The following is a 21435-nucleotide window of genomic DNA, read 5'->3' as shown; positions in this document are numbered from 1 at the left end:
GCGGAGTATCAGAACTCCAGCAGGTTATCCCGTAGGTGCTTGTGGGCGTACTGCTTGCGCGTCACGCCACGGCGCTGCAGTTCCGGCACCAGACCGTCGCAGACTTCCATGATGTAGCGGCGGTCGAAGTAGCTGTTGAAGATCAGGAAGCCGTCGCCGCCCACTTCCTGCATGATCTCCTCCATCAGGCCGCCGACATAGTCGGGGGTGCCGGTGAAGTCGATGCCGCCCTTGCGCGAGTAGCTCTGCAGGATCGAACGCGGCGTCTTGCCGATCCATTTGGCGAGCGACGACTGGTGGCCGTTGGTCGTGAGATGGGAAGGCAGCGGCTCGTCGAGGTCGAACTTCGAGAAATCGATGCCGGTCAGCCGCGACATGCCCGACAGGTGCAGGTCGAGATGCTTCTCCGCCTCGGCCGCTTCCATCCGTCCGCGGTCGCGGGCCGCCTCCATGCTGACGTCGATGATCGGATGGGCCAGGAACAGAACCTTTATGTCGTCGGGATTGCGGCCGTACTCGGCAGCCTGCCGTCGAACCTTGTCGCGATAGGCCTTCATGCTCTCGATGCTGCCGCCGCCTTCGGTGATGATGGTATCGGCCCAGCGCGAGGCGAATTGCTGGCCGCGCGGAGACCCGCCGGCCTGGCAGATCGGCACCCGTCCCTGCGGCGAGCGCGGCGCGTTGATCGGCCCGCGCACCTTGAAGTACTTGCCCTCGTGGTGGATGGCATGGACCTTCGAGCCGTCGGCGAACATCGGCTTCTCGCGGTCGAGCACGACCGCGTCCGGCTCCCACGCCTCCCAGAGCTTCGTCACCACGTCGGCAAACTCGTCGGCCACGTCGTAACGCTCGTCGTGCGGCCGGTGCTTGTCATGGCCGTAATTCTGCGCCGCGCCGTCGTTGCTGCCGGTCACACAGTTCCAGCCGATGCGGCCCTCGGTCGTATGGTCGAGCGAGTTGACCAGGCGCGCCAGCAGGTAGGGCGGATATTCCGACACCGACAGCGTGGGCACGATGCCGACCGTCTTGGTCGCCATCGCGAGATAGGGCACCAGCACGGCGGGATCGAGCTTGGGAGCGCTCGCCGCGTACTGGAGATAGGAATTGTGCGAGCCCTGGTAGGTATAGGGCACGTTCGAGGAATCCTCGATGATCATGTAGTCGAAGCAGGCCCGGTCCATGCCCTTGGCGAGGTCGACGAAGATGTCGGGCATCATCCAGCGATTGAGGTCGCTGCCGGGAAATTCGCTGCGCCAGCTCTTCGGGCCATAACCCTGGGACAGGAACCACGCCAGATGGAACGGCTTCTTCATGACTGAGACCTCACGCTACGATGTTTGGTGGTCGCCGCCTCCGGACCGGCCGGCACTGGACGCGCCAGCTCGACCTGCTGGCGGTGGCGGAAAAGCTCGATCTTGTGAACGAAGCGGTCGGACCGGACGTAGAGGTCCGAGTAGTAGATCGCCACGCCCTCGACATCGAAGTAAGTGCGCTGGAGCAGCAGCAGGGGGGCGCCGGTCTCGACTTTCAGGCGCTTGGCCAGCTCGGCATCGGCGGCGACCGCCGAAGAGGCCTGCTGCACGCGGAAGGCCTGGACGCCGCAATATTTCTCGATCAGCGGGATGACCTGCGCCGACAACATCTGCTCGGCAATGTCGGACGGCAGCCGCTCCGCCAGGCCTTGCGGCAGGTACGCCCTGCAGAAGGCGATCGGACCGGTTGGCCGCACGCGGCTCCAGGAGATGCGCAGGATACCCCGGCTCGACGGCGCTTCCAGAAGCGCCGCCACCCGATCGTCACCATGCTCGGGCAAGCGGTCGATGCCATGCAGGTCGAAGCGCGCGTCGGGATCATGGATCCTGAGATCCTCCAGCGCGCGCGCGCTCCAGTCGCGGCTCTCGGGGTCGCTTTCCAGCACGAAGGTACCGCGGCCCGGGAAGCGGCGCGCCAGCTTGCGCGACACCAGTTCCTCCACCGCCGAGCGCGCGGTGTGACGGCTGACGCCGAACTCGGCCATCAGCTCGGCGTCGGTCGGAAGTTGGGAGCCCAGTCGGTAGACGCGCGTGGCGATGCGCTCGCTCAGAACCTGGTAGATCCTGTAGTAGGCCGGAACCGGATCTCGACGCATTTCCTCTCCTTGTTTTTTATCGCCGGTCCGCGCGCCGCGGATCGAGCGTTTCGCGCAGACCGTTGCCCAGCAGGTTCACGCCCAGCACCAGCAGCACGATGGCGATGCCGGCGAGGTTGGCGATCCACGGCGCGACCAGCAGCCGGTCGCGCCCTTCGGCCAGGATATTGCCCCATGTCGCGGTCGGCGGCGGCAGGCCGAGGCCGAGGAAGCTCAGTGCCGTCTCCTGCAGGATGAGCTGGCCGACCTGCAGGGTCGCGATCACCGTCAGCACCGGCGACATCTGCGGCAGGATGTGCCGCCACATCACGTAGCGCCCGCCCGCTCCCGACGCCACCGCCGCCTCGACGAACGGCCGCTCGCGCAACGATCGCGTCAGGTTGAAGGCGACGCGCGTATAACTTTCCCAGCCGGCGAACCCCAGCACCAGGACCAGCACGACGACACCGCCGCCGAACACCGCGACCACCACGATCGCCAGCAGGATCTCGGGGATCGCCTGGTAGCCATCGGCAAAGCGCATGATGACCTGCTCGGTGCGACCGCCGAGATAGCCTGCGACCAGGCCTAGCGTCGTGCCGAACGTGAGCGCCACCAGCATCGCCATCAGGCCGACGGCAATGGAGAGCCGCGAGCCGTAGATCAGGCGCGACAGCAGGTCCCGGCCGAAATTGTCGGTGCCCAGCGGATAGGTCCAGCTTCCCTTCGCTTCCCAGACCGGCGGGCGCAGCCGCAGCATGAGGTTCTGCGCATAGGGATCGTGCGGCGCCAGCAACGGCGCGAAGACCGCCAGCACGCACATGACCAGCACCAGCGTGACGCCGATCTGGATCTTCAGTTTCGGACCGAACCACTTCATCGCATCACCGCAGCCGGATGCGCGGGTCGATGGCGGCCTGCACCAGATCGACCAGGAGGTTGGCGAAGACGATGGTGACGGCGACGATGAACACGGCGGCGATCACGATCGGTACGTCGCGCTGGAAGATGGCGCTCACCATCAGCCGGCCGACGCCCGGCCAGGCGAAGATCGATTCGGTGACCACCGCGCCGCCCATCAGGCGACCGAGCTGCAGGCCGACCAGGCTCACCACCGGATTGAGGGCATTGGGCAGGATGTGCAGCCAAAGCGCCCGGACGGGCCCCGCGCCGCGGGCACGCGCCGTGACGACGAACTGCTCGCGCATGGTCTCGAGCACGCTCACGCGCGTCACCAGGATGAAATTGGGCACCAGGAATGTCGCGAGGGTCACCACCGGCAGGACCATATGCTCCCAGCCGCCCTGCCCCGAGGTCGGGAGCCATTGCAGGTCGAGCGCAAAGAGCTGGATCAGCAGGATGCCCAGCCAGAAGCTGGGCATGGACTGGCCGACGACCGCCAGCATCGAGATGACGAAGTCGGGAATCTTGTCCTTCCGCACCGCGCAGGCGACGCCGCCCAGCACGCCGAGCACGATCGCGAGCAGCAGGCTCAGGGCGAGCAGCTGAAGCGTCGATCCCAATCGCTCGGCCACGATCTCCATGGCCGGCCGCTTGAACTGGATCGACGTTCCGAAGTCGCCCTGCACCAGGCCCAACAGGAAGTAGCCGAACTGCACCGGAATCGGCTTGTCGAGATGCAGTTCGGCGCGCAGCACGGCCTCCTGCTCGGGCGTCGCGTCGAGCCCGAGATAGATCGCCACCGGATCGCCCGTCAGCCTCAGCACGACGAAGACGAAGGCGATGACGAAGACCAGCGGGACCGGCACCAGCAGGAGGCGTCGCATCAGGTAGCGCATGTCAGCTTCCTGCGGACATCACGGCTTCACGCTCACCTTGTGCAGGCGCAGCAGTGAATCGCGCGAAGGCTGCCAGCCGGAGACCTTCTCGTTGCGGCCCGAGATGCGCGGCAGACCGACCAGGAAGATCGACGGCAGCTCCTCGTGCATGATCTCCATCATGCGATTGTAGGCCTTCAGCCGGGCCGCCTCGTCCATGGTCGAGCGCCCCTCCAGCCACAGCCTGTCGAACTCCGTGCTGGTCCAGTAGTTGCGCTTGCTCGCCTCTGTGTACCAGACGGTATTGAAATCGGCGTCGCCGACACTGAACCAGCCGACCTGGTACATCGGTCCCTGCTCGCGCGAGCGGTCGAGCTGGGACCACACGCCCCCCTCGACAACGTTGACGCTCGTCTTGACGCCGACCGCCGTCATCATGCCGGCGACGGCATTGGCGATGTCGACGTCGGAGAGATAACGACCGGAGAGGGTGTTGATCTTGTTCTCGAAGCCCTTGGGAAAGCCCGCCTCCGCCAGCAGCGCCTTGGCCTTGGCCGGATCGTAGGGACGAGACTTGAGGTTGGGGTTGTAGCCGAACGTGGCCTTGGTCACGAGCTGACCGTCCAGCACCGAGCCGTAGCCTCCCAGCATCTGCTTCAGCAGTGCCTGCTTGTCGATGGCGTAGTCGAGCGCCAGCCGCACGCGGACGTCGTTGAAGGGCGGCTTGCGGGTGTCGAACGTGTGCACGAGGCTCACCGACGATTCGACGGCGTCGATCTTGAGGTTCCTGCGCTTCTCGACCGACGGCAGGAGGTCCACCGGAATCTCCTCGATGATGTCGGTCTCGCCCGCGACCAGCGAGGCGACGCGTGTCGCACCTTCTGGGATCGCGCGGATACGCAGCTTCTTCATCGCCGGCGCACCGCCCCAATAGGCGTCGTTGGCGGCCAGGTCATAGCGGTCGCCGGCCACCCAGTTGACGTACTTCCATGGGCCGGTGCCCATCGGCTTCTTGTGTGCCTCGCCCTGTCCCACCTTCTCGGTATGGGCCTTGGATTCGATCGGAATGTCCGCGAGGCCGCGCAGCAGCAGCGGCGCCGGCGAGCTGGTCTTGATGTCGACGGTATGATCGTCCACGACCTCGGTGCTCGTGACGCCGGCGATGCGCGTCTTGCGCGCGTAGACCTGCTTCGGATCGATGACATAGTCGATCGTGAACTTGACGTCGGCGGCCGTGAACGGCGTGCCGTCATGCCACTTCACGCCCTTGCGCAGGAAGAAGCGCCAGTGCGTCGGACTGATCGCCTCCCATTTCTCGGCCAGTGCCGGCACCAGCTGGTCATCGTTGTCGCGCGCGACCAGCGGCTCCCAGGTCTGGTAGCACAGGCTCAAGGTGATATAGGCGCCGCCCGTGGGCGCGATCGAATCGGTGAAAAGCGAGGCGCCCACCACCAGCATGTCCTTGTCCTTCTGCGCCTGCGCGGAAGACGCGCCGACGGCGACGGCAAAAAATGCCGCCAGAGCTGTTCTCAGGACCTCACGCATTCACACCTCCTCTTCGATGACTCCCTGTTTTTATTTCCTCCGCTTTATTTTTCCTGCTGATCGCGCCAGCGATCATCCCGCGGCAGGCGCGGGTTGTAGGGTCGCTCGCTGTAATAGGGCAGCAAGGGACGGAACCATTCGAAGATCCGGCGCAGCTCGCCGATCGGCTCTTCGTGCACGTCGACGCGCAGGTCGATATAGGCGAAAGGCTCGTCACCGTAGACCAGGATCGAAGAGGAGAAATGCCCATCGGCCTGGCCACCGGCGCGCCCGCCCGCCTCCACCGCACGCACCAGCCGCTCCTCGAGCAATTCCTCGCCGGTCGTTCGCATCGACTCGGCCATTGCCTCGGTGACCTGTGGGCCGACGATGCCGTTGCCCATCACCAGCCAGCCCTTGCCGATGATGTGGCCGGCATAGCTGCCGTTCTCCGAGCCGGTCATGGCTGCCGCGTTGCCCCAGGCGTCGACGACGCCGATCTGGCGCAGCGGCGCGTTGGGGTCGCTGCTCTCGAGCTCGTGGATGATCTTACCGGCATGGTATCCCAGCCCCATCAGCTTGGTGCAGAGCAGGGTGAGCCTCGGATCGGCGATCGACTGCACCGAGGCGGCCGCCATGCGCGGGATGACGACGGGGCAACGATTGCCCACGGCCGGCGCGTGCGTCGCCATCGCGACGCCGAGCATCTTGGTCCGTGGGCAGCGGCCGACGACGGTGAAGGTCATGGCTTGCCCCCGGCCGCCTTTGCCTTGGCGCGTGCCTCGACCCAATCCTCGACGACACCCAGCGCCGTCGGCTGCCAGGGCCGCGTCTCGTAGTATTCGATCTGCGGGCGATAGAGATCGAAGATGCGGCGCAGTTCCCCGATCGGCTCGTCGTGCTCGTCGACGCGCAGGTCGACCAGCGGATATTCCTGCGTCCGATAGACGATGAGCGCCGCCGAATGCTGGCCGCCATGCTGGCCGCCGGCATCTCGGCCCGCTTCGAGCGCCGACATCAGCCGCGCCTCGAGATCGTCGCCCTTCATCTTCCTGAAGGTCTCGGCCATCGCCGAAGCTGTGCGTTCGGAGATCAGGCCGTTGCCCATCGCCACCATGCCGGGCTCGCAGAAATGGCCCGACCAGTCGCTGTTGGCCGCGCCCGTCCTGGCAACGGCATTGCCGTCGCGATCGATCACCGAGATCTGGCGGTGCTCGATATGCGGATCGCTGGCCGCGATTTCCTCGAGCGTCCTCGCCGCCGAATAGCCGAGGCCGAGCAGACGCAAGCCGAGCGGGCCCAGTCGCGGATCGGTGGTGGCCATGGTCACCACGACGCCGAGGCCGGGCCGGACGAAGGGGCAGCGCGTGCCGACGGCCATGGGCCGCGTCGATATCGCCACGCCGAACTTTCCCGTCTCCGCGCAGCGCGCCGAAATCGCGAACGTCGAGAACTCTTCGCCCAATGGCCCCAACATTGCTTCTCCTGTTCGTGCCTTGCTCCAAGCCTAAAGCGCCCTATTGTACGACTCAATGTCTAATTGTCCGGTCATTTAGACATTCTGGCTTGTAGAACCCCGAAGGGAGCCTTTCTTCTTCATGGCGCTGCTGGAAATCGAAGACCTCGCCGTCACCTTCGGGCCCGCGGAGAACGCGACCACGGTCGTCGAGGGCGTTGGCTTCACCGTCGATGCTCACGAAACCGTCGCCCTTGTGGGTGAGAGCGGCAGTGGCAAGAGCGTCACGGCCTTGGCCATCATGCGGCTCCTGCAGGAACCGGGCCGGGTGACACGCGGCGCCATCCGCTTCGAGGGCCGCGACCTTGCGCATTTCGGTGAGCGCGAGATGGCCGCGATCCGCGGCAATCGCATCGCCATGATCTTCCAGGAGCCGATGTCCTCGCTCAATCCGTTGCTGTCGATCGGCGCCCACGTCGCCGAGCCGTTGCGGCTCCATCGCGGCCTTTCCCGGCGTGATGCACGGACACGCGCCATCGCGTTGCTCGACCGCGTCGGCATTCCCTCGGCAGCGCGGCGCTACGACGACTATCCGCACCGCATGTCGGGCGGCATGCGCCAGCGCGTGATGATTGCGGCGGCGCTCGCCTGCGATCCTGCGCTGTTGATCGCCGACGAACCGACGACCGCGCTCGACGTGACCATCCAGGCGCAGATCACGGACCTTCTCGCCGACCTGCAAGCCGAATTCGGCATGGGCGTCCTGTTCATCACCCACGATCTCGGTGTCGTCGCCGAGCAGGCCCATCGGGTCGTGGTCATGTATGCAGGCCGGGTGGTCGAGCACGCCGAGACCACGAAGCTGTTCGGCGCGGCGGCGCACCCCTACTCCGCCGCCCTGCTGCGCTGCATGCCGAGCGACGATGACGACGCAGGCGACCGGCTGGCCGTCATCGAGGGCTCGGTGCCCATGCCGGCGACATTGCTCCCCGGCTGCCGCTTCGAGCCGCGCTGCCCGCAGGCCATCGCGGCCTGCCGAGCCGAGGAGCCTCCTCTGCTGTCGCTTGCGCCCGACCATGCCGCCGCCTGCCTCAAGCCGCTGGCGGTCGCACGATGACCGAGCTCCTGGCGGCCCGCGGCCTCACCAAGCATTTTCCCGTCCTGGGCGGACCGCTGGGCATTGCCCAGGTCGGTACGGTGCGCGCGGTCGAGGATGTCGATCTCTCGGTGGCGCGCGGCGAGGTGCTGGGCCTGGTGGGTGAAAGCGGATGCGGCAAGTCGACCTTGGGTCGCCTGCTGATCCGGCTGCTCGAGCCGACGGCAGGCTCGGTGGTCTTCGACGGCAAGAATGTCGCCTCAGCGGAAGGCGCCGAGCTTCAGGCGTTGCGGCGGCGCTTCCAGATGATCTTCCAGGATCCCTACGGATCACTCAATCCGCGGATGCAGGTCCAGGAGATCGTCACCGAACCGCTCCGGCTGGCCGGCGTCTCGCGCAAGGAATGCCGCGAGCGTGCTCCCGCGCTCCTCGCCATGGTCGGGCTCGCTCCCGAGCATGGCACGCGCTACGCACATCAGTTCTCCGGCGGCCAGCGCCAACGCATCGGCATCGCCCGCGCGCTCGCCCTCGATCCGGCCCTGATTGTCTGCGACGAGCCGGTGTCGGCGCTCGACGTCTCCGTCCAGGGCCAGGTCGTCAACCTGCTGCGTGATCTGCAGCGGGACCGCGGCTTGAGCTACGTCTTCGTCTCACACGATCTCAGGATCGTGCGACACATCGCCGATCGCGTCGCCGTCATGTATCTCGGCCGTATCGTCGAGATCGGCGACAAGGAGACGATCTACCGTCATCCGTTGCATCCCTACACAGAGGCGCTTCTAGCCGCCGTTCCGGTTCCTCGCCCGGGCCGCCCGCGCCGCCGCGCCGCCATGCAGGGCGAGATCCCGAGCCCGATGGACCCGCCTTCCGGCTGCGCCTTCCATCCGCGCTGTCCGCTGGCCACCGACCGCTGCCGGATCGAGATGCCGGTCCTGCGTCAAGTCGACGGTCGTAACGTCGCCTGCCATCTGGCAGCCTAAAGCGTCGTAGCTCTAGGTTCGGCGGTGTTCGAGTGCGCGGCGTATCTTGCGTGTGGCTGTCTCGTCGAGAAAGAAGGCCCGTTCGCTGCGATAACTCTCATAGCGTGCAACTTCGATTGCCCCCACCGTCGCGGCCAGTCGATCCGCATCGCTCTTGCGCTCGAAGGCACAATGGATGGCCGGACCGCATTCATCCTCGACCGTGCGGACCGAGTAATGGCCCTGCGGGGGAAAGGTGACGATGAGATCGTGCAGCGCGCGCGCCGTTTCCACGATCGGCTGCCCAACGTCGTCGGCCTGGCCAAGAACCAGGTAAGGACTGATATCCTCCAGAGTGGTGCTGTCGCTCATGCAGGCTCAACGATGGGTGCGCTGCAATAGTTGCGTCTATCTTGTGACTCGAACACCCGGCGCAACCATTTGCAGTGGCGAGCGTTTCTTGGCCACACGAGTTGAACCGCGGATGTACCGGTGAGCTCGTAAAGGCCCGCCCGGCATCTGCCCGAGCGGGTCTTTTCGCGTTGGGCCGGAGACTTTCCTAGTCCTCTCCTCTATGACTGCTCCCCCAAACCGGAGCGTCGCCATGATTGCCCTCTATCGTTACAGCATCATTGCGCTCCTCCTCGTCCCCGCCCTGCCCGCGACCGCTCAGAACACCGCCAGGACGGCGCAGACCTCGTTCTGCACGCCGGGCGAGACGACCGTCTTCTCCTGCCGCACCGGCGCCACGCGGCTCGTGTCCGTCTGCGCCTCGAAGGATGCCGCTCCGGACAAAGGCTACCTGCAATACCGAAGCGGCAAGCCCGATTCGAGCGAGGCGCTCGAACTGGTCCTCCCGGCGTCTCAGGTTCCTCCGCCTCGGGCAGCGACCGGTGAGACCCTGGCCTTCTCCGGCGGCGGCGGCGCCTGGCTGCGCCTCCCGGCAAAGCCGTACGCCTACGTCGTCTATACCGGCATCGGCAAATGGGGGCCGCGCGGCGAGACGCGCGAGAAAGCCGGCATCGCCGTCGAACGCGACGGCAAGCAGATCGCCAATCTGAAGTGCACCGGCAAGCCGGTCAGCCTGCTCGGCCCGGACTGGTTCGAGCAGGCCGGCATCAAGACCGATGACCAGGGCTTCGATCTGCCCGAATGACGACCGACTGATGACGACCCGATTGAAGAAGGATTCCCGATGTCTCGCCCCCTGAAGGCTCTTGCGGCAATTCTCTCGCTTTGCCTGTCCGCGCCAGCCGTTGCGCAGGCGCAAGAGCCATGGCGCACGTATGAAGGGCTGGAGGCGATCGAGATCCCCTTCGCCAACGGCCCCATCTCCCTGCACCATGTGCCGCAGATCTGGCTGGGACTGAACGGCGCGCGGCCGCGCTGGTTCGGCATGGATACGGGCTCGACCGGCATCGTCGTCTCGGCCGAGCACTTCATTCCCGGGCCGAGGGACGTATCGCAAGGGCCGGGACGGCTGGTCTACAACAGCAGCGGCCGGGTCCTGAGCGGCGAGCACTGGCTGACGGACGTCGTGATCCATCGCCACGAGCACACGCCGGTCGCCACGGCCCGCGTGCAGGTGCTGCGCGTCAAGGAGATCACCTGCCTCGAACATGCCCGCGACTGCCGGCCGGAATCCGAACCGCGCAATGTCGGCTTCATGGGCATCGGCTTCGATCGCGGTTCGGCCCAGGCGACCGCCGACAATACGTCACCGAAGAACCCCTTCGTCAGCCTCGTTTCACTGGCCTCCGGTCGGCCGGTGAGTTCGGTGCGCCAAGGCTACGTCATTACCCGCACCGGCGTGCATCTCGGCATGACGCCCAACCTCACCCGTCACATGGCCTTCGTGAAGCTGACGCCCAAGGCGCATCCGTCCGGTGTGCCGGACTGGAACGGCGCGCCCATGACAGTCTCGGTCGACGGGGTCGCGGGTCAGGGCACGATGCTGATGGATACCGGCCTCCCCTACATGTTCCTCTCGCCGCCGCCGGGCACGCGGCTCCGGCGCGGTGAGCGTGCGCCCGAAGGCACGCGCATCGAACTCTTCATGCCGGACCGCCAGCGTCCACAGCCTGCCTTCTACGAATTCAGGGTCGGACGGCGCGGCAACCCGCTCCATCCCGAGCGGGTCGAGGTGGTGCACGACGCGAACGTCTTCGTGAACACCGGCCGCATGTTCCTGGAGGGCTTCGATTACCTCTACGACGCAGCCGGCGGCTATATCGGTTATGGCTGGAACGGCCGGGTAAGCCACGAATATGGCGGCGTGACACCCGGCTCATTCAGCTCCCCCTGAACAAAATATCGAAGTCGATGTCGGGATGGGACGAGGTCGCTCGTCCTTGGGACAGAACGACCTCACTTGGAGCCTGAAATGACTGCCACGCCTGCCAACGCCCCGGAAAACGATCGTGAACTCGTCCTCACCCGCCTGATCGACGCGCCGCGCGAGAAGCTCTATCGCTGCTGGACGGAGCCGGCGCTGATGAAGCAGTGGTTTGCGCCCAAGCCCTACGAAACGCCGGTGGTCGAGACGGATGTGCGGCCCGGTGGCTCCAGCCTGATCGTGATGCGCGGGCCCGACGGCCAGGACATGCCCAATCGCGGCATCTATCTCGAAGTCGTGCCCAACGAACGGTTGGTCTTCACCGATGCCTTCACCGAGGCGTGGCAGCCTTCGGCCAAGCCGTTCATGACCGTCATCCTCACCTTCGAGAAGCAGGGCGACAAGACGCTCTACACCGCCCGCGTCCGCCACTGGACGGTCGAGGACCGCGAGACCCACGAGAAGATGGGCTTCCATGTCGGCTGGGGCATCTGCACCGACCAGCTCGCCGCCCTGGCTGCGACCCTCTGACCACCGATGCAACGCCGGCGTCCTCCAGGGGTTTAGTCAAAAACCCCTGGAGGACCCGATGATCAGGAAGACACTCCTCGCCATTGTCGCCTGCGGCACCATCGCCGGCACGGTTCACGCGCAGTCGGGCGGTGCAGGCGCCAGCAGCGGCGGCATGTCGACCTCGCCGGCGCCGGCCGGTACCTCGCCGACCGTTCCGTCGCCGACGCCCTCGGCTCCTTCACCCAGCACCGCCTCGCCTGTCAGCCCCACGCCGTCATCGCCCGGTGCGCCGAGCGCAGGGCAGCCCGGTGTCGGCTCCGATACGAGCCGTCAGGCACCGCCCGCCGGAACGCGGTGACGGGCGGCGTTATTCGACCGTCATGTTGGCTTCGCGCACGATCGCCTCGTAGCGCTTGCGCTCGGCCACGATGAAGTCGGCGAACTCGGCCGGCGTGCCGGCAACCATGTCGCCGCCTTGGGCAGCGACAACGGACTTGGCGCCTTCCGTCGCGCAGGCCTTCACGGTCTCGTCGGCGATCTTCTTCACCAGCTCCGGCGGCATGCCCTTGGGGCCAAGGAGCCCGTACCAGGCCACCGACTCGTAGCCAGGCACGCCCGCTTCGGCGACCGTCGGCAGCTCGGGATAATACTGGCTGCGCTTGGCCGAGCTGACGGCCAGGGCGCGCATCTTGCCGGTGGTGATCAGCTCCTTCGAGTTGGGCTGCGTGATCATCATGTTGACGTTGCCCGCCATCAGGTCGAGCTGGCCGGGATTGCCGCCCTTGTAGGCGACATGCGTCAGGTTCAGCTTGGCCATGTGGGCAAACAGCGCGCCGGCCAGATGCTGCGAAGAGCCGTTACCGCCCGAGGCATAGGTGAGCGGCGGCGATGCCGTCTTCGCGAGCTGGATCAACTCCGGCAGCGTGTTCGCCTTTACCGACGGATGCACCAGCACAAGCTGCGGGAAGGTCGCAAGCAGGCTGATCGGCGTGAAGTCGTTCACGCCATCGTAGGGCAGCTTCTTGTAGATCAGCGGATTGATGGCATGGCCCATCGCCACAACGGTGAGCGTGTAGCCATCGCCCGGCGCCTTGGCGACGATCTCGCCCGCAACGACGCCGTTGGCGCCGGCGCGGTTGTCGGCCACGACGGGTTGGCCCCAGGCCTGCGCGAAATGCTGGCCGACGGCGCGCGCCATCAGGTCAGTCGTGCCGCCCGCGGCAAACGGAATCACCATCCGGATCTGCTTGTCGGGATAGCTGCCCTGGGCGCGGACGATGGCGGGAGCCACGGCGGGAGCGAATGCGAGGGCGGCGGCGCCCCGCAGGAAGGAAGAGCGCTTCATTGCAGGTAATATCCCGACGGGGTGCCTTTGACGGTGGTGCGCTCGAGGTGGCGGATCTCGCCTTCCTGGTAGTCGCCCAGCGCGATGTGCATGGTGCAGCGATTGTCCCACAGGATGATGTCGTCCTGCTGCCACTGGTGGCGATAGACGAACTGCGGCCGCGTCGCGTGGCGCACGAGATAGTCGATCAGCGGCCGGCTCTCCTCCGGCGTCATGTCGACGAAACACGAGACCTTCTCGCCGATATAGAGCGCCTTGCGGCCGGTCTCGGGATGCACGCGCACCACCGGCTGGGCGATCGGCGGATTGATCTTGCGCTGCTCCTTCTCGCGGTCGGAGTTCGGGTCGTCGACTTTGCGGCTGCCCGTATGGATGCCGTGCAGCCCCTCGGCGATCTTCTTCATGCCGTCCGACAACGTGTCGTAGGCGAGGTACATGTTGGTGAACATCGTGTCGCCGCCGACCGGCGGGATGGTGATGCCGCGCAGCAGCGAACCGAGTGACGGCACCGGCGTGAACGACATGTCGGAATGCCACTGCTGGCCGGTGTATTTGGACGCCGACTGCTTGCCGTCCTTCTCGGGGATGTTCGTCACCAGCAGCAGCTCGGGATAATCGGGGTGCCGGTCGCGCGGCAGCGAGTCGTGATTGTCGAGCTCGCCGAAGCGGCGACTGAAGGCGATATGCTGCTCGCGCGTGATCTTCTGCTTGCGGAACAGCAGGATGCCGCTCTCGAGGAAGGTCCGGTGGATCTGGTCGAACTCGGAGTTGCTGAGCGGCTGGGCCAGATCGACTCCCTGCACCTCGGCGCCGAGGGCATGGGAAAGGGGCCTGATGGAAAGCGGCATGGGGCGGGTCCTCACCGGAAATGAATTTTCCGGAACCTGCGCCCGAGGCGGCTCGGACGTCAAGAAACCCGCCGCGATCTGCGGAACACACGACGCAAACACGCTATACAGGCCGGGAATGAATCAGCCCCTGCACAGAGCGATCGTAGGAACGATCAGGCGCCTGCCGCTTCCCGCCGCCCGCTTCGCGTTCCGCGCCTACAACAAGGCCCTGCGCATGCTGAAACCGGAACATCTCGCCACGACCTACTTCGGCGCGCGGATCCACTGCAACCCGCTCGACCTGATCCAGCGCATGATCCTCCACTTCGGCGTGTGGGAGCCGGACGTGTCGCGGGTCATCGAGCAGAACCTGGCGCCGGGCGACGTGTTCGTCGATATCGGCGCCAACATCGGCTACGACACGCTCCTCGCCGCCTCGCGCGTCGGACCACAAGGCACGGTCATCGCGATCGAAGCCTCGCCACGCACCTTCGCGCTGTTGCAGCGGAACATCGCGGCCAATCCGTTCGCCGCCAACGTCCGCGCGGTCAACGCCGCGGTCTCCGACAGGCCGGACACGCTCGATCTCTACGAAGTCAACGAGGCCAATATCGGCGCGGCGACCACGCTCGCGTCGCGCGGCGGCACGCTGATGGCCTCGGTCGAGGCGCTGCCGCTGGACCATATCCTGGCGCCGCACGAGCTGGCCCTGCTGCGGCTGATCAAGATGGACATCGAGGGCGCCGAGCCGCCGATCCTGCGCCACCTGCTGGGGCAGATCGCCATCTATCCGCCGACGATGGAAATCATCGTCGAGGCCAGTCCCGACGACGACTTCGATGCCTGGCGCGACGTCTTCGACCAGATGCGCGATGCGGGCTTCTCCGCCTGGGCGATCGAGAACGACTACGAACTCGACTGGTACCTGAAGTGGCGCCGGCCGGCGAAGCTGCAGCGCATCGACACCATGCCGACGCGTCAGCAGGACCTGCTGTTCACGCGGCGCCCGCTCTAAACCACGCTCGCCAGCACCGCCTCGCGCAGGACGCGCAGCGGCGGCACCCATTGGTCTTGTTCCCTCCCGGATCACAGCTTTTACCCAACCTCTGCAAGGGAACGCTCGCTACTTTTCGGTCGTTGGATACCGCAGCGAACCAGTTGAAGCAGCGTAGTGTACGGAGTGTGGCCAATGAAACGGGATCGAGATTGGCGGCGTAGGGGCGCCGCCACGTGCACTGCCATCCTTTTCGCATTCATGACACAAGCAGGAGCTCAGGCGCGCGAAAGCGACCAGCAAGCGGCTCTTGCCGCAGCCGCCCCCGGGCCGATCTGCGTAGACAAGGCGGATACACCACCAGCGACCCGCATCGTCGCCTGCACCCTCGCCATCGATGCAAAGAACCTCAAGGGTCGCGAGCTGGCGGCAGCACATCTCAATCGCGGACAGGCCTATCGCGCGGTGGGAGACCAGGCGCGGGCCTCTGCGGATTACAGCACCGCCATTGCCCTGTTCGACGAATCGACGAAGGCGGCGACGCTCAATTCCAGTCAATTCCTGCAGCGGGGCATCGCCCATCATGCAATGGACGATGTCGAGCGTGCGATGTCTGACTATGACGAAGCGATTCGCCTTGATACCGGCAATGCCCTCGCCCATGTCGATCGCGGCATCCTGATTGCGACGCGCAAGGCCGACATGCGCAAGGCGATCGGTGACTTCGATCGCGCCCTGGCGCTCGTTCCCGACAATGTCGACACGCTGATCCTGCGCGGCAACGCCTATACCTCGGTGGGCGAGCATGGCCGTGCCCTGTCCGACCTCGACCGCGCCGCCCAGCTGGCACCCGACAATCCCCGCGCCTTCATGGTACGCGGCCTCGTCAATGCGCGGCTGGGCGACATGCAGCGCGCCTTCACCGATTACAACATGGCGCTGTCCATCGACCCCAAATATGTCGACGCGCTGGTCAATCGCGCGGCGATCTACTCGATGAACGGCAACACGGAAAAGGCGCTCGCCGATCTGGATCAGGCGATCGAGTTGCAGCCCGATCATGCGCTCGCCAACTACAATCGCGGCTACGTCAACTTCGCACGGCAGGACTACGAGAAGGCCATCGCCGACTATACGCGCGCCATCAAGGCCGATGCGCGCATGAGCTGGGCATACAACAATCGCTGCCTCACCCGCATGGTGGTTGGGCAGGATCTCCCTGAGGCACTATCGGACTGCGACGAGGCCCTGAAGCTGCAGCCCGACAACGTCCAGACGCGCGAGACCCGCGGCTTCATCTTCCTGAAGCTCGGCGAGAAGGATATCGCGTTGCGCGAGTACGACGCGGCGCTGCGCAGCGATCCCGATCGTCCGCTCGCCCTCTATGGCCGCGGCCTGGCGCGTGTGGCCAAGGGCGATGTCAAGAACGGCGAGACGGACAAGGCCGCCGCCCGCGCCCTGATGCCCGGCGTCGAGCGTCAGTTCGCCAGCTACGGCGTGAAGTAAGCGTCACGCCCGTCGCCACAGATCAAGCATCGGACCCTGTGCGCCTGCGACGGGATCCATCTCCGGCAAAGGCACCGCCGCCACCGCGCGGCGGGCCGCTACCCCGTCCATCTCTCCCGGCCGCTTCTGATCGAAGCGGCCGTTGCGCGGGTAGGCGCCGACGACGAGCAGGTCGGCACTGGCGTCCAAACGCTGATGCCCCGTCCCGGCCGGCAGTACCACGACGTCACCGGCACGAACCTCGAGCGCACGACCCGAGGCACCACCGAACTGCACAGTAGCTTGGCCGGAGGCGATACCCAGCACTTCATGCGTACCGGTATGGAAATGCAGGAAAGGATAGATGCCGTTTCGCCAGCCGTCTGCCCACCCATGTCTGGCGAATAGGCGTTCGAACCAGGTCGCTGCGTCGCGTCGCTCTTCAGCCGGCACCACGTCGCGGTACACGAGTAGCGGCAGGGCCGGATTGTTCGGCACCTGACCGTCGTGCTCGAAGCGACACACCAGCGGATCGGTCTTTCTCATGCCCGGATTGCACACGCCTGGAGCGTGATTGGCAACCTTCCGGCCCCACGATGGGTTAACTCCGACAGTCCGAGGAGAACGACATGCGCCATCAGGTCCAACCCGCGACCTCCCAGGACGTCGCCTACCTAGCGACGCTGCTGGAGGATTCGCCTGGCTGCATGGACTGGCCGGAAAAAGACCCGAGCGACCGACTGCTGGAGGCTTGCGCCTTCAGCACGCAGATCTGGGCCGCGCGCCGGCTGAGCGACGGTGCGACCAGCGCCCTGTGGGGCGTCACGCCCAGGTTCGACAACCCCGAGATCGGCTATCTGTGGATGCTGACCTCGGCGACATTCGACGAGGACTCGAACGAATTCGCCCTGCTGTGCCGCCTGGTACTGGCCGAGATGCTCGACCAGTTCCCCCGGCTGGAGCAACACATCGACACGCGCAAGGATCGCACGCTCGATCTGCTGCGCGGCCTGGGCTTCACAATCGGCCGGGCCGAACGACAGATCGGCTCGCCGACGATCCTTCATCACGTATGGCTGGAGTCGGAGCAGCTCCGCCATCTATCGTACCATCGAACGGCCTCGATGGTTCATTGAATGGGGTGCTACGAACCCAAAAAAGAAAGCCCCGCTGCCATTTCAGGCGCGGGGCCGGTTGTTCGCCGTCCGGTCACCATTACATCCGTGGCTCACCTCGGCGAACGCCCGGCGATCGCTTGACCACCAAGACCGAATGAATATGGGGGGCGGAATCCGGACTTCAAGAGGCAGACGCACTGCAGATCTCTTTGACATCGTTTTTTGGTTTGCGAACGGATCGCAGGTCTGCCTAACGTACCGACGTTGGGGAGTTCACATGTCACAGAGTCGTCGTTCGTTGCCCGCGCTGGTCCGCTTGCTGCCCTCCGGTGCGCTGGGCCTATCGGCTGGTCTGGCCGCCGCCGATGCGGTGGCCATGCCCGTCGCTGAACCGGAAGGCCAGAAGCCTTCGGTTGCCGAGCGCCTGCAGTCGCTTCGGACGGACGTCTCAGGCGCCCTCGAGCAATATCGCAAGGATGGCGAGCCCTTCGTAGCGGTCGATCCCGAGCAGAAGCTCGCCTGGTGGGGCAATGGCGGTTGGCGCAACGGTGGTTGGCGCAACTGGGGCAACGGCGGCTGGGGCAATGGCTGGCATAACGGCTGGCATAACTGGTGACCATGACCACCACGCCTGAAATCGGCATGGTGGTCGTGCAGCCGACAGCCTTCTGCAATATCGCCTGCACCTACTGTTATCTGCCCGATCGATCGAACAAGCACGTCATTGCCCAATCGACGGTGACGCGGCTGTTCGAGCAGATCTTCGCGTCCGGCTGGTCCTGTCCCGAGATCACCGTGATCTGGCATGCGGGTGAGCCGCTCGTGGTGCCGGTTTCCTTCTATCGCGAGGCCTTCGCGACGATCGAGCGGATGCGGCCGGCCTCGGTCCATGTGAAGCATTCCTTCCAGACCAACGGCACGCTGATCGATGCCGCATGGTGCGATCTCTTCAAGGAATGGAGCGTCGGCGTCGGCGTCAGCCTCGACGGGCCACGCGAGTTGCATGACCTGCACCGCAAGAGCCGCAGCGGCAAGGGCACCTTCGACAAGACCATCGCCGGCATCCGGTCCTTGCGCGAAAACAACGTGGAGTTCCACGTGATCTCGGTGCTGTCACATACCAGCCTCGACCAGCCGGAAGAGCTGCTCGACTTCTACCTGTCCGAAGGCATCGACCAGATCTGCTTCAACGTCGAGGAGTCGGAGGGCGATCACGTTTCGAGCCTCTTTCACGGCCCTGAACTGCGAAAGCGTTACGCTGCTTTCCTGCGTAGTTTCTGGCACCTCGCCCGCCAAAGCGGCCGCGTCCGCTTCGTTCGCGAGATCGACCTCGCTTTGCCGCGCATGTTCCGGCCCGAGGGCGTGCCGACGCGCAACATCCAGACCGAACCGCTGGCGATGCTGAACGTCGACAGCCACGGCAACGTCTCGAGCTTCTCGCCCGAGCTGCTCGGCCTGAAGAACAAGGATTACAGCGACTATCTCCTGGGCAACATCAACTTCCAGTCGCTTCAGGAGATTCGCGATACCTGCCTCGCCTCGCCGCTCTATCGCGACATCACGGCAGGTGTGCAGGCCTGCAGCAGATCCTGTGACTACTTCTCGGTGTGCGGCGGCGGCGCGCCGGTGAACAAACTGTTCGAGAACGGCAGCTTCACCGGCACCGAAACGTCGTACTGCACGCTCACGCAAATGGTCCCGACCGACCTGATCCTGGAGGCCTACGAGCGCCTCGGACGCAGTCCGGCCGCGACGGCCCCGCAGGCCGCCCTTTCCCTTTCGCCCATCCAGAGCGGCGTCGCCGCCGCATAAGAAGTCGAGGACGCCATGAATCGTAAAAAGCTCTTTGCCCTCACCGCGCTGATGGCCGCAGGCTCGATGCTGGGCGCCGCCCAGTTGAGCGCCCAGCAGCAACCGGCACAGGCCACGCCGTCGACGCCCAAGGATGCCGGCCCGACACCGGGCGGCGGCGCCCCAGGGCAGGAAGGCACTCGCCCCTTCCCCGTCATGTTCGTCACCAGCGTCGAGCTCATCCGGTCGACCCGTGACGGCGGCATGGACATCATCCGCGCCCGCGGCCTCGTCACCTCGAACGCCTGGAGCGAGCCGCATCTCCTGCCGATCACCCGCGGCGAAGGCATCGACGGCATGCTCGACCTCATCTTCCAGGCCGGTGCGCCGCAGGACATGGCGCCGCTCGGCCCCTTCATGGTCGTCGAGGCCATCCTGCCGGTCGCCCACGGCCATCCCTACAAGGGCATCCGCGTCCGCTCCGGCTACAACGCCGTCTCGCTGAAGACCCTGCCGGGCGTCACCGAAGTCGCGCCGCCCAAGGAAGACTGCGCCAAGTGCCTCGGCAAGTACTTCCAGGCCAAGGGCGCCGCCGCGCCTGCCGGCCAGGCCGCCGGCAATGTCGTGAAGGAAGAAGACCTGCCCTATCCGCTGCGCATCGTCCGCCCGGCCGACGGCATCCCGAGCTACGACTACGAACCCAACCGCCTGACCCTCGTCCTCTCCGAAGCCGGACAGATCGTCGACGCCGCCTGGGACTGACATTTTCACAGACATTCATCGAAGTTTCGATTGCCACTTTCCGCAGGCCTGTGCAGGTTTGCGGTCCTCTTGAAGGAGATCAAGATGTCACAAGACCGACGTTCGCTTCGTGCCCTGGCGCAACTTCTGCCATCGGGAGCGTTCGGCCTTTCCGTTGGCCTCGCAGCCGCCGATGCGTCGGCTACTGCTACGCCGGCGCCGGAACAGAAGGCCAGCACGTCGGTCGCGGACCGCCTGCAGTCGATCCGCACCGATGTCTCCAGTGCCCTCGAGCAGTACGGCAAGGACGGCGAACCCTTCGTCGCCATCGATCCCGAACAGCAGCTGGCCTGGTGGGGCAATGGCTGGCACCGCGGCTGGGGCTGGGGCGGCTGGCGTAACGGCGGTTGGGGCAACGGCTGGCACAATGGCGGCTGGGGCAATGGTGGATGGGGCAACGGCTGGCATAACGGCTGGCACAACTGGTAAGGCCGCCCGTCCTCACCGACCCGATCACTGTTCAGCCTTCCGCTTTCGAGGACGCCATGACCCGCAAGAAGCTTTTCGCCCTCACCGCGCTGGTGGCCGCCGGCACGATGCTGGGTGGCCTCACCGCCGGCGCGCAGCAGCAACCGGCACAGGCCACGCCGTCGACGCCCAAGGATGCCGGTCCGACGCCGGGCGGCGGCGCGCCGGGGCCGGAAGGCACACGGCCCTTCCCGGTCATGTTCGTCACCAGCGTCGAGCTCATCCGGTCGACCCGTGACGGCGGTATGGACATCATCCGCGCCCGCGGCCTCGTCACCTCGAACGCCTGGAGCGAGCCGCACCTCCTGCCGATCACCCGCGGCGAAGGCATCGACGGCATGCTCGACCTCATCTTCCAGGCCGGTGCGCCGCAGGACATGGCGCCGCTCGGCCCCTTCATGGTCGTCGAGGCCATCCTGCCGGTCGCCCACGGCCATCCCTACAAGGGCATCCGCGTCCGCTCCGGCTACAACGCCGTCTCGCTGAAGACCCTGCCGGGCGTCACCGAAGTCGCGCCGCCCAAGGAAGACTGCGCCAAGTGCCTCGGCAAGTACTTCCAGGCCAAGGGCGCCGCCGCGCCCGCCGGCCAGGCCGCCGGCAATGTCGTGAAGGAAGAAGACCTGCCCTATCCGCTGCGCATCGTCCGCCCGGCCGACGGCATCCCGAGCTACGACTACGAACCCAACCGCCTGACCCTCGTCCTCTCCGAAGCCGGACAGATCGTCGACGCCGCCTGGGACTGAAGACCATAACGAACAGATTGCGCGTCGAGCGATAGCCCGGCGCGCATCCTGCAATCCCGATACCGAGAAGACGCGCCACAAATGCCTTTCAA

General features: G+C 65.8%; 25 protein-coding genes. 13 read left to right on the top strand and 12 right to left on the bottom strand.

Going from position 1 to position 21435, the window contains the following annotated elements:
* Positions 1 to 8 precede the first annotated feature (8 nt).
* The 7 genes from AC1ROX_RS15325 to AC1ROX_RS15295 are packed head-to-tail and all read right to left on the bottom strand — an operon-like array spanning position 9 to position 6886.
* Positions 9 to 1313: an NtaA/DmoA family FMN-dependent monooxygenase gene (locus AC1ROX_RS15325; protein WP_493126815.1), complete on the bottom strand. Its 1305-nt coding sequence runs from the start codon at positions 1311 to 1313 to the stop codon at positions 9 to 11.
* The gene (locus tag AC1ROX_RS15320) at positions 1310 to 2128 is read right to left on the bottom strand and encodes a GntR family transcriptional regulator (protein ID WP_493126814.1); all 819 of its coding nucleotides are present in this window, start codon (positions 2126 to 2128) and stop codon (positions 1310 to 1312) included. The genes AC1ROX_RS15325 and AC1ROX_RS15320 overlap by 4 nt, the downstream gene beginning before the upstream one ends.
* 16 nt (positions 2129 to 2144) lie before the next feature.
* Positions 2145 to 2987 carry an ABC transporter permease gene (locus AC1ROX_RS15315; protein ID WP_493126813.1) on the bottom strand — a complete coding sequence of 281 codons (843 nt, stop codon included), beginning with the start codon at positions 2985 to 2987 and terminating at the stop codon, positions 2145 to 2147.
* 4 nt (positions 2988 to 2991) lie between these two features.
* Complete coding sequence (locus AC1ROX_RS15310; RefSeq protein ID WP_493126812.1) at positions 2992 to 3906, bottom strand: ABC transporter permease; 915 nt, start codon at positions 3904 to 3906, stop codon at positions 2992 to 2994.
* Between the two features lie 18 nt (positions 3907 to 3924).
* A complete protein-coding gene (locus AC1ROX_RS15305; RefSeq protein WP_493126811.1) occupies positions 3925 to 5430 on the bottom strand; it encodes an ABC transporter substrate-binding protein in 1506 nt (501 codons plus the stop codon).
* 44 nt (positions 5431 to 5474) lie between these two features.
* Positions 5475 to 6155, bottom strand: a complete 681-nt coding sequence (locus AC1ROX_RS15300; RefSeq protein ID WP_493126810.1) for a DUF1028 domain-containing protein — start codon at positions 6153 to 6155, stop codon at positions 5475 to 5477.
* On the bottom strand, positions 6152 to 6886 hold the full coding sequence (locus tag AC1ROX_RS15295) for a DUF1028 domain-containing protein (protein WP_493126809.1): 735 nt from the start codon (positions 6884 to 6886) through the stop codon (positions 6152 to 6154). Before AC1ROX_RS15295 ends, AC1ROX_RS15300 begins: the two co-directional genes overlap by 4 nt.
* Positions 6887 to 7007: 121 nt before the next feature.
* Here AC1ROX_RS15295 and AC1ROX_RS15290 point away from each other — a divergent pair, with 121 nt between their 5' ends.
* Both AC1ROX_RS15290 and AC1ROX_RS15285 read left to right on the top strand, forming a co-directional pair.
* Positions 7008 to 7982 carry an ABC transporter ATP-binding protein gene (locus AC1ROX_RS15290; RefSeq protein WP_493126808.1) on the top strand — a complete coding sequence of 325 codons (975 nt, stop codon included), beginning with the start codon at positions 7008 to 7010 and terminating at the stop codon, positions 7980 to 7982.
* Positions 7979 to 8941 (top strand): ABC transporter ATP-binding protein, encoded by a 963-nt coding sequence (locus tag AC1ROX_RS15285; RefSeq protein ID WP_493126807.1) that lies wholly within the window; start codon positions 7979 to 7981, stop codon positions 8939 to 8941. Before AC1ROX_RS15290 ends, AC1ROX_RS15285 begins: the two co-directional genes overlap by 4 nt.
* Positions 8942 to 8953: 12 nt before the next feature.
* Here AC1ROX_RS15285 and AC1ROX_RS15280 read toward each other — a convergent pair whose 3' ends face one another.
* Positions 8954 to 9292, bottom strand: a complete 339-nt coding sequence (locus AC1ROX_RS15280) for a hypothetical protein (protein WP_493126806.1) — start codon at positions 9290 to 9292, stop codon at positions 8954 to 8956.
* 232 nt (positions 9293 to 9524) lie between these two features.
* On the opposite strand from AC1ROX_RS15280, the gene AC1ROX_RS15275 reads away from it, so the two are divergent.
* From AC1ROX_RS15275 to AC1ROX_RS15265, 3 genes are all read left to right on the top strand, one after another.
* A complete protein-coding gene (locus AC1ROX_RS15275; protein ID WP_493126805.1) occupies positions 9525 to 10076 on the top strand; it encodes a hypothetical protein in 552 nt (183 codons plus the stop codon).
* Positions 10077 to 10115: 39 nt separating this feature from the next.
* Positions 10116 to 11225: a hypothetical protein gene (locus tag AC1ROX_RS15270; RefSeq protein ID WP_493126804.1), complete on the top strand. Its 1110-nt coding sequence runs from the start codon at positions 10116 to 10118 to the stop codon at positions 11223 to 11225.
* A gap of 78 nt (positions 11226 to 11303) precedes the next feature.
* Positions 11304 to 11786, top strand: a complete 483-nt coding sequence (locus AC1ROX_RS15265) for an SRPBCC family protein (protein WP_493126803.1) — start codon at positions 11304 to 11306, stop codon at positions 11784 to 11786.
* A gap of 114 nt (positions 11787 to 11900) precedes the next feature.
* Here AC1ROX_RS15265 and AC1ROX_RS15260 read toward each other — a convergent pair whose 3' ends face one another.
* The 3 genes from AC1ROX_RS15260 to AC1ROX_RS15250 all read right to left on the bottom strand — a co-directional run bounded on the left by AC1ROX_RS15260 (position 11901) and on the right by AC1ROX_RS15250 (position 13961).
* Positions 11901 to 12038 (bottom strand): hypothetical protein, encoded by a 138-nt coding sequence (locus tag AC1ROX_RS15260; RefSeq protein ID WP_493126802.1) that lies wholly within the window; start codon positions 12036 to 12038, stop codon positions 11901 to 11903.
* Positions 12039 to 12135: 97 nt separating this feature from the next.
* The gene (locus AC1ROX_RS15255; protein ID WP_493126801.1) at positions 12136 to 13113 is read right to left on the bottom strand and encodes a tripartite tricarboxylate transporter substrate binding protein; all 978 of its coding nucleotides are present in this window, start codon (positions 13111 to 13113) and stop codon (positions 12136 to 12138) included.
* Positions 13110 to 13961: a TauD/TfdA dioxygenase family protein gene (locus tag AC1ROX_RS15250; protein ID WP_493126800.1), complete on the bottom strand. Its 852-nt coding sequence runs from the start codon at positions 13959 to 13961 to the stop codon at positions 13110 to 13112. Before AC1ROX_RS15250 ends, AC1ROX_RS15255 begins: the two co-directional genes overlap by 4 nt.
* A 118-nt stretch (positions 13962 to 14079) precedes the next feature.
* Here AC1ROX_RS15250 and AC1ROX_RS15245 point away from each other — a divergent pair, with 118 nt between their 5' ends.
* Both AC1ROX_RS15245 and AC1ROX_RS15240 read left to right on the top strand, forming a co-directional pair.
* The gene (locus AC1ROX_RS15245; RefSeq protein WP_493126799.1) at positions 14080 to 14958 is read left to right on the top strand and encodes an FkbM family methyltransferase; all 879 of its coding nucleotides are present in this window, start codon (positions 14080 to 14082) and stop codon (positions 14956 to 14958) included.
* 240 nt (positions 14959 to 15198) lie between these two features.
* Positions 15199 to 16443: a tetratricopeptide repeat protein gene (locus AC1ROX_RS15240; RefSeq protein WP_493126798.1), complete on the top strand. Its 1245-nt coding sequence runs from the start codon at positions 15199 to 15201 to the stop codon at positions 16441 to 16443.
* Between the two features lie 3 nt (positions 16444 to 16446).
* Here the strand turns inward: AC1ROX_RS15240 and AC1ROX_RS15235 are convergent, their stop codons facing one another.
* Entirely contained in the window at positions 16447 to 16968 is a 522-nt protein-coding gene (locus AC1ROX_RS15235) for a hypothetical protein (RefSeq protein ID WP_493126797.1), read from the bottom strand.
* Positions 16969 to 17051: 83 nt separating this feature from the next.
* On the opposite strand from AC1ROX_RS15235, the gene AC1ROX_RS15230 reads away from it, so the two are divergent.
* The 6 genes from AC1ROX_RS15230 (at position 17052) to AC1ROX_RS15205 (ending at position 21343) form a co-directional block, all read left to right on the top strand.
* The gene (locus tag AC1ROX_RS15230) at positions 17052 to 17558 is read left to right on the top strand and encodes a hypothetical protein (RefSeq protein WP_493126796.1); all 507 of its coding nucleotides are present in this window, start codon (positions 17052 to 17054) and stop codon (positions 17556 to 17558) included.
* Positions 17559 to 17817: 259 nt separating this feature from the next.
* Positions 17818 to 18156 carry a hypothetical protein gene (locus AC1ROX_RS15225; RefSeq protein WP_493126795.1) on the top strand — a complete coding sequence of 113 codons (339 nt, stop codon included), beginning with the start codon at positions 17818 to 17820 and terminating at the stop codon, positions 18154 to 18156.
* Between the two features lie 2 nt (positions 18157 to 18158).
* Entirely contained in the window at positions 18159 to 19352 is a 1194-nt protein-coding gene (gene grrM, locus AC1ROX_RS15220) for a cyclophane-forming radical SAM/SPASM peptide maturase GrrM/OscB (protein WP_493127034.1), read from the top strand.
* A 15-nt stretch (positions 19353 to 19367) separates the two neighbouring features.
* On the top strand, positions 19368 to 20093 hold the full coding sequence (locus tag AC1ROX_RS15215; protein ID WP_493126794.1) for a hypothetical protein: 726 nt from the start codon (positions 19368 to 19370) through the stop codon (positions 20091 to 20093).
* A gap of 84 nt (positions 20094 to 20177) precedes the next feature.
* Complete coding sequence (gene grrA / locus AC1ROX_RS15210) at positions 20178 to 20561, top strand: GrrA/OscA1 family cyclophane-containing rSAM-modified RiPP (protein ID WP_493126793.1); 384 nt, start codon at positions 20178 to 20180, stop codon at positions 20559 to 20561.
* Positions 20562 to 20617: 56 nt separating this feature from the next.
* Positions 20618 to 21343: a hypothetical protein gene (locus AC1ROX_RS15205; RefSeq protein WP_493126792.1), complete on the top strand. Its 726-nt coding sequence runs from the start codon at positions 20618 to 20620 to the stop codon at positions 21341 to 21343.
* The last annotated feature ends 92 nt before the right edge of the window (positions 21344 to 21435 follow it).

Source organism: Reyranella sp. GW821-FHT14A01, from assembly GCF_058803965.1.
This window is presented reverse-complemented; position numbering and strand designations above follow the sequence as displayed.

What these genes read in the sequence shown, in the direction of transcription:
- AC1ROX_RS15325 (WP_493126815.1), bottom strand. Translation starts at nt 1,313, where the DNA reads ATGAAGAAGCCGTTCCATCTGGCGTGGTTCCTGTCCCAGGGTTATGGC.
- AC1ROX_RS15320 (WP_493126814.1), bottom strand. Translation starts at nt 2,128, where the DNA reads ATGCGTCGAGATCCGGTTCCGGCCTACTACAGGATCTACCAGGTTCTG.
- AC1ROX_RS15315 (WP_493126813.1), bottom strand. Translation starts at nt 2,987, where the DNA reads ATGAAGTGGTTCGGTCCGAAACTGAAGATCCAGATCGGCGTCACGCTG.
- AC1ROX_RS15310 (WP_493126812.1), bottom strand. Translation starts at nt 3,906, where the DNA reads ATGCGCTACCTGATGCGACGCCTCCTGCTGGTGCCGGTCCCGCTGGTC.
- AC1ROX_RS15305 (WP_493126811.1), bottom strand. Translation starts at nt 5,430, where the DNA reads ATGCGTGAGGTCCTGAGAACAGCTCTGGCGGCATTTTTTGCCGTCGCC.
- AC1ROX_RS15300 (WP_493126810.1), bottom strand. Translation starts at nt 6,155, where the DNA reads ATGACCTTCACCGTCGTCGGCCGCTGCCCACGGACCAAGATGCTCGGC.
- AC1ROX_RS15295 (WP_493126809.1), bottom strand. Translation starts at nt 6,886, where the DNA reads ATGTTGGGGCCATTGGGCGAAGAGTTCTCGACGTTCGCGATTTCGGCG.
- AC1ROX_RS15290 (WP_493126808.1), top strand. Translation starts at nt 7,008, where the DNA reads ATGGCGCTGCTGGAAATCGAAGACCTCGCCGTCACCTTCGGGCCCGCG.
- AC1ROX_RS15285 (WP_493126807.1), top strand. Translation starts at nt 7,979, where the DNA reads ATGACCGAGCTCCTGGCGGCCCGCGGCCTCACCAAGCATTTTCCCGTC.
- AC1ROX_RS15280 (WP_493126806.1), bottom strand. Translation starts at nt 9,292, where the DNA reads ATGAGCGACAGCACCACTCTGGAGGATATCAGTCCTTACCTGGTTCTT.
- AC1ROX_RS15275 (WP_493126805.1), top strand. Translation starts at nt 9,525, where the DNA reads ATGATTGCCCTCTATCGTTACAGCATCATTGCGCTCCTCCTCGTCCCC.
- AC1ROX_RS15270 (WP_493126804.1), top strand. Translation starts at nt 10,116, where the DNA reads ATGTCTCGCCCCCTGAAGGCTCTTGCGGCAATTCTCTCGCTTTGCCTG.
- AC1ROX_RS15265 (WP_493126803.1), top strand. Translation starts at nt 11,304, where the DNA reads ATGACTGCCACGCCTGCCAACGCCCCGGAAAACGATCGTGAACTCGTC.
- AC1ROX_RS15255 (WP_493126801.1), bottom strand. Translation starts at nt 13,113, where the DNA reads ATGAAGCGCTCTTCCTTCCTGCGGGGCGCCGCCGCCCTCGCATTCGCT.
- AC1ROX_RS15250 (WP_493126800.1), bottom strand. Translation starts at nt 13,961, where the DNA reads ATGCCGCTTTCCATCAGGCCCCTTTCCCATGCCCTCGGCGCCGAGGTG.
- AC1ROX_RS15245 (WP_493126799.1), top strand. Translation starts at nt 14,080, where the DNA reads ATGAATCAGCCCCTGCACAGAGCGATCGTAGGAACGATCAGGCGCCTG.
- AC1ROX_RS15240 (WP_493126798.1), top strand. Translation starts at nt 15,199, where the DNA reads ATGACACAAGCAGGAGCTCAGGCGCGCGAAAGCGACCAGCAAGCGGCT.
- AC1ROX_RS15235 (WP_493126797.1), bottom strand. Translation starts at nt 16,968, where the DNA reads ATGAGAAAGACCGATCCGCTGGTGTGTCGCTTCGAGCACGACGGTCAG.
- AC1ROX_RS15230 (WP_493126796.1), top strand. Translation starts at nt 17,052, where the DNA reads ATGCGCCATCAGGTCCAACCCGCGACCTCCCAGGACGTCGCCTACCTA.
- AC1ROX_RS15225 (WP_493126795.1), top strand. Translation starts at nt 17,818, where the DNA reads ATGTCACAGAGTCGTCGTTCGTTGCCCGCGCTGGTCCGCTTGCTGCCC.
- grrM (WP_493127034.1), top strand. Translation starts at nt 18,159, where the DNA reads ATGACCACCACGCCTGAAATCGGCATGGTGGTCGTGCAGCCGACAGCC.
- AC1ROX_RS15215 (WP_493126794.1), top strand. Translation starts at nt 19,368, where the DNA reads ATGAATCGTAAAAAGCTCTTTGCCCTCACCGCGCTGATGGCCGCAGGC.
- grrA (WP_493126793.1), top strand. Translation starts at nt 20,178, where the DNA reads ATGTCACAAGACCGACGTTCGCTTCGTGCCCTGGCGCAACTTCTGCCA.
- AC1ROX_RS15205 (WP_493126792.1), top strand. Translation starts at nt 20,618, where the DNA reads ATGACCCGCAAGAAGCTTTTCGCCCTCACCGCGCTGGTGGCCGCCGGC.